Below are 16,078 nucleotides of genomic sequence, written 5' to 3' on the forward strand. Positions count from 1 at the left end.
ATGCTTTATTTACTCAATTGTGCAGACATCAAGAGAACCGCAGTTTAGCGCAAGCACTAAGATAGCGGTTAACCGTTATTGTAAAGCGAGAAACCATCAGCACCACAGTAAATTTGTAACAATATAAAAGCGCGCATTAGCGGCCGCCTTCATCGTCACAAACCGATTAGTTCCAAATGATAACTATTATTAATAGTATGTTTAAAATTCTTTCCTGAAGCCATTATGCGTAAAACCCGAATACTCATTGTTGAAGATGACGCGACGTTAAGTGAACAAATCACACAGCTGTTGCAGTCTCGAGGATTTGACACTCGCCACGAAAGTGACGGTAATGCTGGATTACAAGCTGTGCTTGAGGAGAACTTTGACCTTGTGTTACTCGACATACGCCTTCCCTCTTTAAACGGCTTGTCGCTGTTAAACCAATTAAGGCAAATAAAGCAAACCCCGGTGATGATGATCACCGCGTCAGGTGCCGAGCAAGAAAGGATTGAAGGCTACCGTAAGGGCGCAGATGACTACTTACCCAAGCCCTTCAATTTTACTGAAATGATGCTTCGCATCGACGCACTGTTGCGACGCAGCAAAACACTAAACGACTCAGGCACGCAAAAGTCGGAAATCATTGTTGATGTGCTTTATTTAAATCGCATTCAGCAAGTTACCAAATACCACTCAAGACTACTCGAATTCACGCCAATACAATTTAAGCTTCTTTGGATGTTAGTAGATAACAAAGGGGAAACGTTGAGCAAAGCATTTCTTTATCACAGTGTGCTTAACAAACCCTTTTCGAGGTACGACCGAAGCTTAGATATGCATTTGTCTAGAGTACGCAAAAAGCTCGTTGAGACTGGCATGCCCCCTGAACGCCTTGCCACTGTCCACGGCCAAGGATATCGCTTTTCGTGAAAAATAAACTGCTATGGCGACTGTGCGCATTTATTGCCGTTGGTACTGTTCTGTTATTTTGGGCCATCGCGTGGCTTACCAATCATACCGAGACCAGCATGAGTTTTATCGATAAAGCTCATCAAGAAACTCTTTATTCCTATGGTCAAGAAGCGGAGAAAATCTACCTGGAGGATGGAGAACAAGCGTTAGCTGCTTTTTTGCAAGAAGTGAAGACAAAGGAGGACACGTGGCTTGCCGTAGTTCACTCTCAAATGACCACATTCGCTGACACCCAAATGTTAGATGAGTTTGTTGACCGATTTCAAATAGGCCGCAGCCCCGAATGGAAAATACATTTGTACTTTTCAGAGAACCCTGTGATGGAAGTCCCCTTCGTCGATGACAACACGCACTTTTTAATTCAACTTCCACAGCGTATGCGCCCAGGTTCGTTATTGCTCGCCACACGCTTAACGCTTCAAATTGCATTACCTCTAGTGATATTAAGTCTGTTGAGTTTTATGCTGTATCGACACCTAATGACGCCACTTAAGCAATTAGAAAATGCCACAAAAGATTTCGCAAATGGCAATTTAGAAGCCCGTGCAATGGCTGCAATGCCCAAGCGAAATGACGAACTTACTGGGCTTGCCCAAACGTTCGACAAGATGGCCCAAAGAACCAGCAGTCTCATTTATAATCAAAGAAGTTTGCTTGCTGATCTCTCTCACGAGCTTCGCACGCCTCTTGCCCGCATTGATATGGCAATAGACTTTGTAGAGCAAGACATTAATCGTGAACAAGCACTTTCACGCCTGCGTTATGAAGCGAGCACGATGAGAGAGCTTGTTGAAGATACCCTAACCTTTGCATGGCTAAATACAGAATCGCCACAATTGAACAGCGATGACTTTGACTTGGTAGAACTTATCAATGTTATTTGTGAAGATGCGCGGTTTGAATACCCTGATAGAACCTTGCATGTCGACACACCTGAATGCGCGAATATTGAAAAGAGCAGCCAGCTTGCTTTGGGGCAGGCGTTAGAAAATATTATTCGTAATGCTTTGCGTCATACCCCTGAGCAAAGCAAAGTGAGTTTAACGCTGACCAGCGATAATAATAACTATGTTATCACGGTTACAGACGAAGGCACCGGCGTCCCTGAATCAATGCTAGACGCCATATTCGAACCTTTTTTCAGGGTAGACAAGGCACGGGCAGCCAAAAACTACGTACATGCCGCAAAGCGCTCTGGCTTTGGTCTTGGGCTTGCACTGGCGAAACGTCAAATTGCCGCTGTGGGCGGCGACATATCAGCGATAAATCGCGCTGCACTAATCAAAGACAACGCATTACATAGAGACGCTAGTGCTACAAAGCAAACAGGGCTAGTCGTTACCATTACCCTGCCTAAGTCTTTTAATGCTGCTTTCGCAAATTGAGAAGTCTCTGCACACCAAGTAGTGTGCCAGTATAAACTAAGATACAGCAAAGCAAGCTTACCAGCCCTGCAATGGTCTGCCCTATAAAGCCAAAGTATTCTCCCGTGTGCAAAAAGCGGGAAGTACCCCAAGCCTGACTCCCTTTGGGCCAATCGGTTTTGTAAAGTGTCCTAGTGATGTCACCGGTTCCCGTGTCGAAATACAGTGAATACGCTAACTCTTGCCGGTGCCCTATACTTTTATCGATATAAAACCGTGCAACACCCTCACTTTTGCCAATTTCCATCCACATGGAATACCAATCCTGATAGCCATTTTCATTGGCGTGTTGCTGAGCTTTGGTAAATAGCGTGTCGTAACTAACAACGTCGGCGTCTAGCGTCTCAGGCATAGCTTTCTTTTCGCGAGTAGGGACTTGTTCACCGTACATTCCATACAATGCTTTGTTTGCCCACTCAAAATAAAACAGGGTAGCCGTTAGTCCAATCACAACTAAAAAAGGCAGTGACCACATACCAAAAACAAAATGCCAATGTCGGCGACGGTGCTGTTTATTAGTGTACTTTTGCCGTAACCACATTTGCTGCTTTAAGGATTTTTTCGATATGTGTTTGGGCAACCATATGATGACTCCCGATAACAGCAAAAAAATAAAAATAAGATTGCTATAAGCCGTTATGGTTTTGCCAATTAATTGGTAATCCCCTTCCATTAAAAGATATCGATGCAGGTCAGTTATGACATGAAATGCTTCTTCAACGACCCCTTCTCCTTCTCTTAATATATCTCCGGTATAGGGGTGAATAAGATAGCTGTGTTCGCCGGCCCATGCGGGAATTGCCGCTCCCTCGCTATTGACCCATCGAACAAAAATATGCGCTTCGTTAGGATGCTTTTCACGAAGTATTGATACAACCCGCTCAGTCGAGATTACCGACTTTTCGATATCAATCGTTTGTGCATAAGCCATTTCACTTAGCTCTTTGAACTGGCGCTCGTAAGTGAGTAATACACCGGTAAAAGCCATAATGAAAACGACAATGCTGGCCAATAAGCCAGCAAAGAGGTGGGCCCAAAAGACCCACCTTTTAAACGTGGAAAAGTTCATCTAAAGGCGTTGCTTAGAAATCGTAAGTCACAGACAAACGAATATCTCGTCCAGCTTCTTGCGGACCAATAACGCTTGGGAATACTTCGCTGTAGTCACCCACACTTGAATGGTCGATATACGCTTCATCAAACAAGTTCGTTACCGCCAGATTTAAGCGAAGGTCGTTTGTGACTTCCCACTCGCCATAAATATCCACTAGGGTATAGTCTGCTTTGTTAAGTGAATAAAGCGAGTCGGTCCAACCGTTTTCCAAGGCCTGATGTAGTGTATCTATGTTGATGTCGTCAACCATAGTGATGTTAAAGCCAACGCTAATGTCTGCAGTAACGGTGTAATCTGCACCAAGTACCCACGTATCACCGCGACTATTGCCTAAGCCAACAAACTCGTATCCGTTAATATCGATGCTGTTATAGGGTACGCTGTACAGATCTTCACGAGGCATCAATTCAACATCTACGCTTGAAAACCCAAAGTACACGTCAACAGAGTCCCAGCGATACGCAAGGTTAAACTCTACGCCAGATGATTCTAGGTCGCCGATATTATTAAATACCGAGTTTCCTTGATAACCGCTAAATAGCACATCATCAATAGTAGATTCATAGGCGCTAAGGCGCGCATTAAGGTTATTCGCGCTGTATTCGATTGACGCTTCAATATTGGTGACAGTTTCAGGCACCACGTCACTGGCTACAACGGGAACGTCCTCACCATCATATAAGTATTCGTCAAGCGTGAAACCATCACCAATTTGCTTACCGCGCGCCGCTTCTGCGTAACCAAGACCAAGGGTCCAAGCTTCGGTAAGCTGATACTCAAGACCGACGTTAAAGCTAAGTTCATTGTCGTCTAGTCCAGATGGCTCATCGGTAACGGGTGTGCCGTAATAGTCATCGATCAAGATTTGTTGCTGAAAATCAAAGTCGTCATAACGAACACCGTAGCTCAACAACAACTCTGGTGTGATATTGCTATGAGCTTGCGCGTAAATACCCATTACGCTGCCTTCTTCTGCGTTCTGCACAGGACCTACGCCAGGACCACTTTCTACCTCATCTTTACGATAGTCGATACCGTAGGTGAATACGTGGTTTGAAATGTCGGTGGTGTTTCTAATATCAAAACCATAGGTATCGATATCAGACAAGAAATCGAAACGGCCGCCGCGGAACGATGATGAAGTTTGGTATGCAGTGGCCTCTAAGAAAACCAATGCGCTGTGGTCAAAGCGGTAGTTCGCTACGTAGGTATCACGCTCTGCTTCACTAGGATAAAGTGGAGCACCTTCTAGTACTACCCAGTTAGGTCTTGCCGAAAACTCACCCTCTTCATCGCGTTGCTCTGCACTTATTGAAAGGTATTGATTATCCGCAATGTAACCACTGGCTTTAAGGAACATGAGATCTTGATCTGCGGCAGTACCCAGCACTTCGTTGCCGTCGCCGTCTTCAAAGTTATCTCTGTCAACCGTGCTGTAATAACCTAGCAAGCCCCATGAATCACTTAGCTTTCCATAAAGGCTGCCGCTATATCGGGTGCCTTCGTTTGAGAAATAACTCGCTTTTACTCGACCACCAAATTGTTCGTCGCCTCTCAATAAATCTTGTGCATCTTTGGTTTTAAAGCGGATTGAACCACCAATGGCACCTGGGCCACTGGTTGCTTCACCTGCACCAGCCTGCACATCGATTTGCTTCAAAAGATCGGGATCTAGCGTTACGCGGCCAATGTGGTGAAATAGGGTTGAGGTTTGTTGCGCGCCATCTACGGTTACATTCAGGTAGGCATCTTCTAGTCCACGGATAAAGATTTTCTGCGCGACACCTACTGATCCGCCAACGCTGACCGACGGAGACTCTCTAAAAACATCAGCTAAATCGTTTGCCTGAAACTGCTCAATATCCTCGGCAGTAATGCTCAAGTTAGTTGCTGCGCCTACCACAGCAACTCGCTCTATAGACTTGGTTTCTTCATTCTGGTTTTCTAGGGATTGCGCAAATACTACCGGACTGGATAGCGTGCATACTGCACTGGCTAAAACTAACTTTTTCAAGGATGTCTCCATTTGATAATCAACAATTACAAATAAGAAACATTCTCATTAACTTTAGTCTAAATGGATAGCACTTTTACATTTGTTACAATTCTCTCAGTTCTTCGCTGTCAAAGACTCACGCTCATTGTTGTAACGTACTTTCTGGCCTGCACGCAGACGTTCAGCTCCTCTCACCACAACCGAGCGCTTTGGGTTCACATCGCCAAACACTTCAATTCTATCGCCCATCCCCACCCCGGTTGTCACCTTAACTTGCTCCGCTTCATTATTTTCATTGAGCTGATAGATAAAGGTGCCCGACTTTCTTAGTACCAGTGCATCGCGGGGTATAGTGACACCATCATGAGTATCGCTGCTAGGCAGCGCCACGCGCACTGCACTGCCTATAGGAAAGTCACCGGGGTTGATGGCAATTCGTAGCTCCATCATGCGCGATGTACTGTTGCCTACCGGTACAATGGCACGAATAGATTCTTCTACTTGGTTCACGTTATTGTGAACGCTAACGCTCATGCCGTTAGCAATATAGGGTAATACGTTGAGCGGTGCGCGCACCTGAACTTCAACGCTATCAGGGTTTACCACGCGAAGCAGGGTTTGCCCTACCCCAGTGTATTCGCCCGGCGACTGCAGCCTTTCAACCACCAAAGCCGTAAAGGGAGCACGAATACTGCTTTGTGCTATCTGATATTCGGTGAATTCTAAATCCAATTTGGCTTGCGCTAACTCCTGCTTAGCATTCTCTAAGTCTGCTTCCACTTCCTCTAACTCGCCTCTGGACGTGTTTTGACTGGCCTGAAGGTTTTTGTACCTCCCGAGTCGTTTGGTAAACAGTTCAACCTGCGACTGCCATCTGGCAATATTTGAGGCATTTTGATTGCGGGTAATGCTTAAGCGAGTATCGTCGACTTTAACTAAAGGCTCCCCCGCTTTCACCACATCACCTACATCTGCCATCCAAGTGATGCGACCGTCTACCTCAGAAGCAAGGTTTGCATCGATAACGCTTAGTACCGTTCCAGGAACCCAGGTTAGTTGTGAAATCGCTTGCTCTCTGGCTTCATCTATTTGAACCAGCACCGGCGGTGGTTGATTGCTATCCTGTGCGTGTGCGCTCAACGATACACTGCTTGCAAATAAGGCAAACACACTAAGGGCGAGAGTTGAAGTCATTGCTTTCATGGTTGTCTTTTCCTTACACATGATCGTTGTATTTATTTTGTTTTACGGTGGATGAGGTAGTCGGCGAAGCGCCAGCGCTCTCTATGCGCTCGGCCAGGGGTTTGAGTATATTTACAGGTGACGTTGAAGTCGTCATACGCAGCAAGGTAGGCAGTAATAGCAAGGTGAATATGGTACTCACCGTCATTCCTCCCACAATAACAGCAGCAAGACCTCGGTAAATAACGCTGCCTGCACCTGGTAGCAACAGCAGGGGCAGCATGCCAAAGATTGAAGTCAGCGTGCTCATAAAGATAGGCCGTAAACGTAGTTTGATGGCTTGTTCTACCGCGTCATCACGGGTCAGCCCTTCTTGCTCTCCTATACGAGTCTGATGCACAAGTAAAATAGCATTGTTCACCACGAGCCCTAGCAAAATTATAAAGCCAATCATGGTTAACAGGTCCATGGGCTGGAAGGTAAAGATGTTCATGATACGAATAGCGATAACCCCGCCCACCGTGGCTAACGGAATAGAAAGTACTACCAGCACGCTGTCTTTTAACGATTTAAACAACCCCGCCATTAACAGCAGTAGCAACACCATGGCAAAAAGAAAGTTATCAGCCATCGAGGCAATAGCGCCTTTTAAGCTATCCGCGCTACCACCATAATTGATAGCGCCATCGGTAGGCATCATGGCCATAATGGCGGGCTCAACCTCAGAGGTAATCACTTTCATGGCTTCTTCTAAACTCATACCCTCTGGCGGATTTACGTTTAGCGTAAGGGTTCTTCGACCATCAATGCGCTGAATACGACTCGGACCTACGGCTCTTTCAATACCTACCAGTTCGCCTAATTGCACCACCTCGCCTGATGGTGTCATGACTGGCGTACTGTTTAAGTCTTCGGGTGTGAACCAAGGTGCTGAGCGAAAGATAATATTCATGCGTTTGGTGCCATCGAAGTACTCCCCCACATACATACCATCACCCATGGCACGTACCAGGTTCCCCATACTGCCGCGATTTAGCCCGACTTCCATCATTCGGCTGTCATTAGGGTAAAAGCGAAGCTCTGGTTCAGCTTGCTCTAGTGGAGGATTCGAACGCGCATTAGCGTTAGGGAAAACTTCTCTCAATTTATCTAAACCTGCTTGCGCAGCGATGCCGAGCATGGCTTGGTCGGTACCTTGAAGATGAATGTCGATTGAGCGACCGTTTCCAAAGCCGCCGAACAAATTGCCCTGTTGTGAAAAGGTCTGTGTATCCGGCAAATCCTTTAAAATTTCATCGCGAACAATGGCTTCTAACTCTTTGACCTTAGACTGATCTTTAGCGCGCACACCCAAATTTCCGCCATTTGGCCATGTGATAATGTAGTAGTTTTTCAGCGCTGGCTGCTTTTCTCCGTCCATATAGGGCTGCAGTCGCTCAACGATAATTGGCATCACTTCTTCACTAATAAAGTTTTCACTGGCACCCGCAGGCAAACTTAAGAAGGCGTCAACGGCATCGCGTTTTACGGGCGGCAAATAATCCATGGAAGGCATAAGCAAAACACTACCTGTAATAGGCACGCCCATGAGTGTTATGACTAATACAAGGCGGCGAAGCGGCGTACTTGATAGCGACATAATAGCGCGGGTTATCTTAGCCCATACCCGCTGTAAGCTATCAGCTGGCATGTTGCCATTAAGGTATTTAGCGGCAACGACGGGCAATACCGTTACCGCAACCACTAGCGACATACACACTGCAATGGCAATGGTAAGAGCGAGGTCAGCAAACAATTGCCCTTCAACATCTTCCAAAAACATGACGGGAATAAAAATAGCAACGGTGGTGGCTGTTGACGCCATGAGGGCACCAAACACTTCTTTCGTTCCCCGATGGGCACAATCCTCCATGTGCGTTTGTGAATTTGGGTCTTTATTTTCGATTTCGGCTTCGGCGCTCTTGCGCGTTCTTACAATGTTTTCCAGCACGACAATAGCGGCATCTAGCACCATACCTACCGCGAAGGCGAGTCCTGCCAGTGAAATGATATTGAGCGAGCGACCGGTAAGTTGAAGCACCACAAAAGTGCTAAGTAGTGAGATAGGAATGGCCAATGCCACAATGAGCGTTGCCCGCAGCTGGCGCATAAAGAGCCAAAGCACGGCAATGGCAAGCAGCACGCCTATAAATAAATTGCTGGTAACTAGCTGCACCGCTCTATAGATAAACACTGAGGCATCGAAGCTTTGCGCCATTACTAACTGTTCAGGGGCCAAGTCCTGTTCGTTTATTTGTGCAACTTTTGCTTTTACGGCTTCTAAGGTAGCTAAAACATTGGCGTTGTTTTGTCTGTCTACGCGAATAGATATAGCCGGATTGCCGTTTTGTACACTGTAGTTTGCACCGTCAGCGCGGGTGATTTTAATTTCGGCAATGTCATTTAGCGTGATAGGGCTGCCGTCTCGCCATTCGAGGATCATTTCACCCATTTGCGTAGGCTCGTAGCGACCTTCAAAACGCAGGGTATAGCGTCTTCTGCCCACATCGACAAAGCCACCTGAAATATCATTCGCACGCCCCAACTCGTTGGCAACTGCCGTTAGGTCAATGCCTAACTGCGCCGCTTTAAACGGGTCGAAAACAATTTGAAACTCCTCAACGCCGCCAACCCCGCTTTCCATACGCGCCCTTGCAACGCCCGGGATAGATTCAAGCTGAGGTTTAATGACATCGGTAAAAAAGGTTACATAGGTATTAATTTCGTTTGGATTGCCCGGAAGGCGCTGAAGAAAAAAGTAGGTCAAAGCGGGGGCGTCTCCCCCACTTCCAGCAAGCATAATATTAGGAGACAAGGCATCGCGAGGTAGTGGCGGTACGCGATTCATGCGGCTAATCACTTCAATGAGCGTTTTCTGCATGTCCGTATCTAAACCAAACTCTAGATTAATCCACGCATTACCTTGGTTTGCCCATGCATTCATCGACTCAAGGCCAGGGATCCCTTGCAGCACTTCCTCTTGAGGTTCAATGATCTCCGACTCAATTTCTTGGGGCGAAGCAGCGCGCCACGAGGTCTGGATGTTAATATTCGGTCTTTCAATGTCAGGAAACAGCTGTACCGGTAAATTAAACAGGCTATATAGCCCTAAAAATACCAGTAGCGTTATTCCGATACCTACCCCAGTCGCGTTTTTTATTGCTTGCTTAGTGATGTCCATAATATGGCACTTATGCTTTTTATTGTTTGGTTTACTATAGGTCGCAGGAATGACAGAAAAAGTTTAAAGCCATGACACTAAGAATTTCAGCGATTATTAACATTTTGTTTAAATACCGTTTAAAAAACGTTATTTATCGCAGATGAGTGGACCTCAAAAATACGCCATTTGTCGGCGCTGGACATATTTGCTTACACCCATCGTTAATTAGGCGTCGCGACGTGGAGTGAGGGTAGGGATATTTTAAACTCGCCCTTCGGGAAGGTCTGGCAAGCTTCACTCTGGGAATTTGAAAAGCAACGGCCATTCCTGCATTCCCACGCTTTGTTAGGAAACTTGCCAGCGCCTTCTGGGTGGGCAATCATCTATGCGGATTGGTATTGGTCTTTAAGTATCGAACAAAAATTTAGAGCAAAAAAAAGCCGCTCTAGGAGCGGCTTTTTTCAAATACGTCAGCGATTACGCTTCAGCAATGATGATCACTTTGATTGAAGTGATAACGTCAGAGTGAAGTTGTAAGTCGATGTCATACTCACCAGTCTCACGAAGAGTACCAGTAGGTAGTTTAACTTCTGCTTTTTGTACTTCAACGCCAGCTGCAGTGATTGCATCAGCGATGTCACGAGTACCAACAGAGCCAAATAGTTTACCTTCGTCACCAGCAGGAGCTGCGATTGTAACTTCAGCAAGCTCAGCAACTTTTTCAGCGCGTGCGTTAGCAGCAGCTAGTTGCTCAGCAATTTTCGCTTCAAGTTCAGCACGACGTGCTTCGAACTTTTCAACGTTGTCTTTAGTTGCAGGAACCGCTTTACCCTGTGGGAAAAGGAAGTTACGAGCGTAACCAGACTTAACAGTCACTTGGTCGCCCAGGCCGCCAAGGTTGGCGATTTTATCTAGTAGGATGATATTCATCTTAGCTAACCCTTATATTCGCCAAATTACTTGTGTGAATCAGTGTACGGAAGCAACGCAAGGAAACGTGCGCGCTTGATCGCAGAAGACAGCTGACGCTGATATTTTGCGCTTGTACCAGTAATACGGCTAGGGACAATTTTACCGCTCTCAGTGATGTAGTTCTTCAGAGTAGCGATATCTTTGTAATCAATCTCAGTCACACCTTCTGCAGTGAAACGGCAGAACTTACGACGTCTGAAAAAACGAGCCATGGGTGATCTCCTTAAGCGTTGTCTTCAGTGGTTTCAGTTTTCTTTTCCGCGCGATCTTGGCGAGGAGCAGAATCGTCACGACGCTCACGACGAGGCTCTTCTTTCATCATTGGAGAAGGCTCAGTCACAGCAGTCTTAGTGCGCATAACCATGTTACGTAGGATCACGTCGTTGAAACGGAAAGCATTTTCCAATTCATCAACAGCTTCTGCAGACGCTTCAGCATTGATTAGTACGTAGTGGGCTTTGTGCAGCTTTTCAATTGGGTAAGCCAGTTGACGACGGCCCCAATCTTCTAAACGATGAATCTGACCACCGTCTTGCTTTAGGATTGTGGTATAACGCTCGATCATACCAGGTACTTGTTCACTCTGATCAGGGTGAACCATAAATACGATTTCGTAATGACGCATTATAGCTCCTTACGGTTGTAGCCTCGACAGTACAGCCGACTGTATGGAGACAAGGAACGAATTGGGATGGCTGTAAGGGCGCGCATTATACGCAGCAGTTACTAATTGCACAAGCATTAATCACCTTTAGAACAATCATTTGCCCTTTCCCCAAACACTACGCTCAGACATTTAATCAAAATACTGTTTATTTATACAGTAAAATACTGTACAGTTTTTGTGTCTTTAACAAACAGGGGACCTACCATGGCCATTACCACACAGTATGTTGTTACGCACAAAGGGGTAGAAAAATTGGTAACTACCGACAAAAAAGAAGCCGATCAGTATGACAAAATGCTCGATGCAGCGGATAACCTTGCTGACTACATTTATGCGAAGGGCATTAAGCTAGACGATAGCGTAGTGGAAGAACTCACCATTATGCTGTCTAAAAACAAAGATAAAATCAGTAAGATTTTCAAAGGCGCTACCGCAGAAAGCGTATTAGAAGATGAAAGCGCAGAAGTGGTAAAGCTACAAGCTAACGGCTGATAATTTAGGCGCGCCTTTCTTTTGCGTCGTTATGATGAGCAATTAATAAGAGCAATTGCCGCTTTAGGCTGATGAGATCTGATAGCATAGCTATACGAAAAAATGTTATTTGATAACATTACCTCAACGCGGCAATGTGTTTTCTCTGGTTTTTAACTGGGTGAACAGACGTGTCGCTTTTGCTAATGTGAACATAAGACGTAAATACAGGTCGGGCTTAGCGTGAATACCATCAATAAAAACAATAGCACTCACTCCCAGCGCAATGCAGTAGTTGAAGGCCGCAGTGCAGTGACTGAAGAGCGCAACAAAGCGATTGAAGTTAGCAATTTACAGTTTTCGTACACCAAAGAAAGCCCCCCCATCATTGACATTAAAGCGTGGCAAGTTTCGCAAGGTGAGCACGTTTTTCTCTCAGGGCCTTCGGGTAGCGGAAAGAGCACATTGCTCAATTTGCTGTGCGGAACATTAACTCCAACTCAGGGCGACATTGCCTTATTAGCGCAGCCTTTCTCCACATTATCGAACCGACAGCGGGACAAGTTTAGAGCACGCAATATCGGCGTTGTTTTTCAACAATTTAATCTTATTCCCTACCTTTCTGTGGCACAGAACATTAATGCGGCGGTGTATTTTGCAAGTACAAACGTCAGCAAGACAGCATCAGACGCAAAGCTTCGTCATTTACTGGACAAGCTACAGCTGCCTTCTCACGTGCTGCATGCGAAAGCTGACGCATTGAGTATTGGTCAGCAGCAGCGCGTTGCCATTGCCAGAGCACTGATTAACGACCCACAATTATTAATTGTCGATGAACCTACCTCTGCCCTAGATACCGATGCCAGAGATAGTTTTATGTCGCTGCTAAAAGACGTTGCAGGTGAAAGCACCATGATTTTTGTTAGTCACGATAAAGCCATGGAGAGTTATTTCGACCGCCACTGCAGCATGAGTGAATTAAGCCCAAGTACAAACCACATAAAAACGCGAGGCGATGAGGCCACAAAAGCACAGGAGCGTGCGTAATGCTAAGTACCATTGCTATTGAAAGCTTAAAGCGCAGGAAAACAACGGCAATCCTCACACTTTTAAGCATTACCATCAGCATTAGTTTACTTTTGTGCGTGGACGTTATTCGCACCCAAGTTAAAACCAGTTTTACGCGCACCGTTTCTGGTGTAGATCTTATTGTTGGCGCACCAAGTGGACAGCTTAATTTACTCCTGTCATCAGTGTTTAATATAGGCACTCCCACCAAAGGTATTGAATATAAAAGTATTGCGGCGCTTCAATCTAACAAGCAGGTATCGTGGCTTATCCCACTATCTTTGGGTGATACCCACAGAGGTTTTAGAGTAGTAGGTACGACCAACAGCTTTTTCGACCACTTTAAATACGGTGATATGCAATCACTTGAAATGGCAGCAGGCTCGACATTTACGCAGCCACTGTCTACCGTTATTGGCGCAGATATCGCCAAATCATTGGGGTACAAGGTAGGGGATAAGATTATTATTTCCCATGGTCTGGGTAGCGTATCGTTCAACAACCATGATGATCACCCTTTCACTATCTCAGGCATAGTTAAGAAAACCGGTACGCCCGTAGATAAAGCCGTATACGTTACCCTACAGGGACTTGAAGAAGCCCACACAGGACCTAAACATTCGCCCACCTCAATGTTAGGCCGTAAATCTGCTGACAAGGCGAACGAGCATGAGCATGAGCATGAGCATGACGAGCATACAAAAGAATATGCAGTTTACAATAGCGAAGCGTTTACGCCTGAGTCAGTATCAGTGGTGATGCTGGGGCTTAAACATCGGGTAACTGCACTGCAGCTTCAGTATCAAATTAATCAAAGTAAAAAAGAGCCGCTAATGGCTATTCTACCGGGCATGGCACTCGCAGAACTTTGGCAAATTATGGGAAATGTTGAATCGCTATTGCTTGGCCTTTCCGGTCTTATCGTCATCTGCGCGCTTATTGGGCTTGCGACTATACTGCTAGCAACGATGAGGGAGCGTTATCAAGAAATCGCCGTTTTACGAACTATAGGCGCAGGACCGTTTACCTTACTGCTACTCATACAGATTGAAGCGATGCTGCTTACGATTGTGAGTGCCGCACTGAGTTTAGGCTTGGTAGCTGGGCTTATGAGCGCACTAAAACCTTGGTTAAGCAGTACCTATGGGTTGTTTTTAAGCAGCCCGCTGTTTGGACAAAGCAGTGTTATTATCATTTTACTGATACTGGGGTGCACATACTTGGTTTCACTATTCCCCGCTGTGGCGGCCTACAGACGCGGCCTACACGCGGGACTAAACGCGAACTCATAAATACCCATGCCTACAGCGTTGTTTCGGGTTTTGTCAGCTTCTATTTAGCCCCACATCTGTGCGCAAATAGGCAATAGGTCTTTTAATGGAGCGAGCTTAAGCGAGCTGGAGTGAGTATTACTCTCCTACTCACTTATCTGTACTGAAACGCAATATTAGCTCGTGAACCTGATTAACCGTTGCGCGCAAATCGTGACTTGCTGCAAGCGATGCTTCAGATGAACGCTGGGTTTCAGACGCGCCGTCAGCGACTTCTACTAACTGCTGGTTAATATGCTCTGCCACCGTGCTTTGTTCTTCTACCGCTGAAGACATCTCTACCGTGGCATCAGCGATACCTTTCACTGCATTGTTAATTTCAAACAATGCACCTCGGGTTTCTTCTACTATAGCACTGCCGTGCTCTGCTGAAGCTAGCCCTTCCGTCGATACCCTAACAGCGCGGTCAGAACGCTCAGCCAATTCATTAATGATGTTGTGGATTTTATCGGTCGATTCGCGAGTTTTCGAAGCTAAAGTACGAACCTCATCGGCAACAACCGCAAAACCTCTTCCTTGTTCGCCAGCCCTTGCAGCTTCAATCGCAGCATTAAGCGCTAACAGGTTAGTCTGCTCAGCGATGGTCGAGATGATATTGGCCGCTTCGCCAATATCGCTGGTTGACTGAGCCAATTCTGTCACTGTGGTAGAGATAGACTCAACCGCCTCGCGCAACGCGACAATCGCCTGCATGGCTTGTTCTGCTTTTTGGTTGCCTGTCTCTACATTAGATGCCGCTGTCCTTGCGCTCTTTGCGTTACTTTCTACTCGTTCGGCAACTTCTTGAATCGCTTGACTCATTTGCGTTACCGCAGACGCAATTTGCTGTGTAGCTTGATTTTGCTGAACAACCGCGGCACTGGTGCTTTCTGCTTGTTGATGCGTGGTGTTAGCTATCGATTCGAGCCCCGCTGACGCATCTTTAATTCGGGTTAATGCCGTGCGATTTCTGGCAAGTTCACACCCCAGTGCAAGTTTGGCTTGGCTTATGTGAGGGGGGTCTGGGAAGTAGGTTTGTGCCACCGTTTCATTAGCGTAGCTTTCTGGGCTAAGAGAAAGCAGCGCGCCCCAGTCTTTTCTTGTCTTGGTTTCTTGGGCAATCATTAAAATAATTGCCCCTGCTAGCGCAATACCAGCCGCAGCGGCGCCGTGGGTAAATGCAAGAGCTATTACTAAGACAGCACTTATCAGCAACGTAGGCGCCAGATGCATTAGGTTTTGAGCTAAGCGCGACATTGGTGATACCGCTGACTTTCCTTGCTGCATTCTTGCATAAACACCGGAAGCACGCGTTATTTCATCATTCAACGCTGGAACTCGAACGGACTCATAGCCGACAACGGTTTCCCCCTCGTACACAGGCGTTACGAATGCCGAAACCCAATAATGATCGCCATTTTTTCTTCTGTTTTTAACGAGACCTAACCAGCTCTGCCCAGATTCCAAAGTACGCCACATCTCTTTGAATACGGGGGCTGGCATATCTGGATGACGGATAACATTGTGGTTTTTACCAATGAGTTCTTCACGAGTATATCCGCTCGCCTCTACAAATTCGCTATTGCAATGCTGGATAACACCGCGCTTATCGGTCGAAGATATCAGGCGATGATGTGCTGGAAACTTATATTCTTTTTGGGTAACTGGCTGATTGTTTCTCATTCGGTGCTTTCTCCATGTAGCAAAGCAACCAT

13 protein-coding genes are annotated in these 16,078 nt (G+C 46.2%); 5 read left to right on the forward strand and 8 right to left on the reverse strand.

All coding sequences use genetic code 11. The annotated features are described in order from the left end of the window. Positions 1-225: 225 nt before the first annotated feature. Both ACFI6J_RS03395 and ACFI6J_RS03400 read left to right on the forward strand, forming a co-directional pair. The gene (locus ACFI6J_RS03395; protein ID WP_014977663.1) at positions 226-915 is read left to right on the forward strand and encodes a response regulator transcription factor; all 690 of its coding nucleotides are present in this window, start codon (positions 226-228) and stop codon (positions 913-915) included. Next, positions 912-2,342, forward strand: coding sequence for a histidine kinase sensor domain-containing protein (locus ACFI6J_RS03400; protein WP_462555574.1), 1,431 nt, complete (start codon positions 912-914; stop codon positions 2,340-2,342). Before ACFI6J_RS03395 ends, ACFI6J_RS03400 begins: the two co-directional genes overlap by 4 nt. On the opposite strand, the gene ACFI6J_RS03405 is transcribed toward ACFI6J_RS03400, so the two are convergent. The 7 genes from ACFI6J_RS03405 to rpsF all read right to left on the reverse strand — a co-directional run bounded on the left by ACFI6J_RS03405 (position 2,320) and on the right by rpsF (position 11,472). Continuing rightward, positions 2,320-3,450 carry a PepSY-associated TM helix domain-containing protein gene (locus ACFI6J_RS03405; protein ID WP_076011982.1) on the reverse strand — a complete coding sequence of 377 codons (1,131 nt, stop codon included), beginning with the start codon at positions 3,448-3,450 and terminating at the stop codon, positions 2,320-2,322. The genes ACFI6J_RS03400 and ACFI6J_RS03405 overlap by 23 nt on opposite strands. Positions 3,451-3,463: 13 nt before the next feature. Next, positions 3,464-5,509 (reverse strand): TonB-dependent receptor, encoded by a 2,046-nt coding sequence (locus ACFI6J_RS03410; protein ID WP_061096100.1) that lies wholly within the window; start codon positions 5,507-5,509, stop codon positions 3,464-3,466. A 96-nt stretch (positions 5,510-5,605) separates the two neighbouring features. Next, entirely contained in the window at positions 5,606-6,694 is a 1,089-nt protein-coding gene (locus tag ACFI6J_RS03415; protein ID WP_101566222.1) for an efflux RND transporter periplasmic adaptor subunit, read from the reverse strand. Positions 6,695-6,707: 13 nt separating this feature from the next. Continuing rightward, positions 6,708-9,893 carry an efflux RND transporter permease subunit gene (locus ACFI6J_RS03420; protein WP_462555567.1) on the reverse strand — a complete coding sequence of 1,062 codons (3,186 nt, stop codon included), beginning with the start codon at positions 9,891-9,893 and terminating at the stop codon, positions 6,708-6,710. Positions 9,894-10,352: 459 nt separating this feature from the next. Next, the gene (gene rplI / locus ACFI6J_RS03425) at positions 10,353-10,805 is read right to left on the reverse strand and encodes a 50S ribosomal protein L9 (RefSeq protein ID WP_012519953.1); all 453 of its coding nucleotides are present in this window, start codon (positions 10,803-10,805) and stop codon (positions 10,353-10,355) included. Between the two features lie 26 nt (positions 10,806-10,831). Continuing rightward, on the reverse strand, positions 10,832-11,059 hold the full coding sequence (gene rpsR, locus ACFI6J_RS03430; RefSeq protein WP_012519954.1) for a 30S ribosomal protein S18: 228 nt from the start codon (positions 11,057-11,059) through the stop codon (positions 10,832-10,834). An 11-nt stretch (positions 11,060-11,070) separates the two neighbouring features. After that, complete coding sequence (rpsF, locus tag ACFI6J_RS03435; RefSeq protein ID WP_014951120.1) at positions 11,071-11,472, reverse strand: 30S ribosomal protein S6; 402 nt, start codon at positions 11,470-11,472, stop codon at positions 11,071-11,073. Between the two features lie 246 nt (positions 11,473-11,718). Here rpsF and ACFI6J_RS03440 point away from each other — a divergent pair, with 246 nt between their 5' ends. The 3 genes from ACFI6J_RS03440 (at position 11,719) to ACFI6J_RS03450 (ending at position 14,345) form a co-directional block, all read left to right on the forward strand. Next, complete coding sequence (locus tag ACFI6J_RS03440; protein WP_061096102.1) at positions 11,719-12,006, forward strand: YebG family protein; 288 nt, start codon at positions 11,719-11,721, stop codon at positions 12,004-12,006. Positions 12,007-12,228: 222 nt separating this feature from the next. Next, positions 12,229-13,032, forward strand: a complete 804-nt coding sequence (locus ACFI6J_RS03445; protein ID WP_278343839.1) for an ABC transporter ATP-binding protein — start codon at positions 12,229-12,231, stop codon at positions 13,030-13,032. Beyond that, positions 13,032-14,345 carry an ABC transporter permease gene (locus ACFI6J_RS03450; RefSeq protein WP_462585705.1) on the forward strand — a complete coding sequence of 438 codons (1,314 nt, stop codon included), beginning with the start codon at positions 13,032-13,034 and terminating at the stop codon, positions 14,343-14,345. The genes ACFI6J_RS03445 and ACFI6J_RS03450 overlap by 1 nt, the downstream gene beginning before the upstream one ends. 129 nt (positions 14,346-14,474) lie before the next feature. Here the strand turns inward: ACFI6J_RS03450 and ACFI6J_RS03455 are convergent, their stop codons facing one another. Next, complete coding sequence (locus ACFI6J_RS03455) at positions 14,475-16,046, reverse strand: methyl-accepting chemotaxis protein (RefSeq protein WP_168463116.1); 1,572 nt, start codon at positions 16,044-16,046, stop codon at positions 14,475-14,477. Positions 16,047-16,078 lie beyond the last annotated feature (32 nt).

The sequence above is a fragment of the Alteromonas sp. G4i13 genome, from assembly GCF_054960505.1.